Origin of the sequence: Streptococcus intestinihominis (assembly GCF_046824975.1) — a bacterium.
Taxonomy (GTDB): Bacteria; Bacillota; Bacilli; order Lactobacillales; family Streptococcaceae; genus Streptococcus.
On sequence record NZ_JBKQBL010000002.1, the window covers coordinates 99,281 to 100,992 of the forward strand.

General features: G+C 42.8%; 1 pseudogene. It reads left to right on the forward strand.

Features of this window, described 5'->3' with window-relative positions:
- Window positions 1-1,712, forward strand: a pseudogene (locus ACLOR3_RS03780) (CshA family fibrillar surface protein C); the annotation flags it as partial.

A 1,712-nucleotide genomic window follows, 5' to 3' on the forward strand; every position in this document is an offset into this window, starting at 1 on the left:
TAACAGTTGAAGGGGAAGGAACATACACCATTAATCCTACAACAGGTGAAGTAACCTTCACTCCAGAACCAAGCTTTACTGGTACAGCTAAAGGTGTGGAAGTTACATTGTCAGCGCCAGTTGGACGAAATAAAGACGGTAAGGTTCAAAAGGAGTACGTTAAGACAGCTACAGCTAAGTACACACCAACAGTAACTCCAATTGCAATCACTCCAACAGACAAAGTTTCTGAGGATATCCAAAACGTTCCACAAACTCAAACTCCTACATTTGAGTTGAGCAACGACAAGACTGCGAAAATCACAAGCAAGAAATTGGTTGATCCAGCAACTGGTCAACCTACTGATGAAACAACTGTGACAGTAGAAGGTGAAGGAACATACACAATCGATCCTACTACAGGTGCGGTAACCTTCACTCCTGAGAAAGACTTTGTCGGAACTGCTAAAGGGGTTAAAGTTCAAGCAACTGCGACTGTTACAAATGCTAATGGTAAAACTGCAACTATCACTTCTGATGCAAGCTACACACCTACTGTAAAAGCAGCTGAACCAACAGCAAATCCAGCTACATCTAAAGATATCCAAGGTGCTACTCAAACAGGTAAACCAACCTTTGCGGGTACAACTGTTTCTGTAAATGGTGAAGACAAAGAAATCACTATTAAAGATAACAGCTACAAACTTTTGGATAAAGATGGTAACGAAGTTTCAACTACAACAGCTTACGCTGAAGATGGAACAACACCAATCGGTACATTCACGATCGACCCAGCAACTGGTACTGTAACCTTCACACCAACTGATAAGTCTTACACAGGTAAAGTAACGCCTGTTAAGGTTCAAGCTGAAAGCTCAAACGGAATCAAGGTTGATACAACTTACACTCCAGAGATTGTTCCAGTAACACCAACTGCAACACCAGTTGAAACAAAAGATGTCCAAGGTGCCACTCAAACAGGTAAACCTGAATTCAAGGGTGGAACTGTAACGGTTGATGGTGTTGAGAAGACTGTTGAAATCAATGAAGATGTTCCAGCAACATTCGACGACGGTTCAACAACTAAGACCGTTGAAGGTGTTGGTACATACACAGTAGCTCCAGACGGTACTGTTACATTTGTACCAGAAAAATCATTCGTAGGAACTGCACCAGCAGTGACAGTTGTCCGCGAAGATAAGAACGGAACAAAAGCTTCAGCAACCTATACACCAACAGTATTGCCAGTAACACCTGAAGCAACACCAGCTGAAACAAAAGACATCCAAGGTGCTACTCAAACAGGTAAACCTGAATTCAAGGGTGGAACTGTAACGGTTGATGGCGTTGAAAAGACTGTTGAAATCAACGAAGATGTTCCAGCAACATTCGACGATGGATCAACTACTAAGACAGTAGAAGGTGTTGGTACTTACACAGTAGCACCAGATGGAACAGTGACATTTGTACCAGAAAAATCATTCGTAGGAACTGCACCAGCTGTGACAGTTGTCCGCGAAGATAAGAACGGAACAAAAGCATCTGCAACCTACACACCAACTGTAACTCCTGTTAAACCAACTGCTACACCAGCAGAAACAACAGATATTCAAGGTGCCACTCAAACAGGTAAACCTGAATTTACTGCAGGTGATAGCCGTGTACCAATCAACGAGGATGTTCCAGCAACATTCGACGACGGTTCAACAACTAAGACCGTTGAAGGTGTTGGT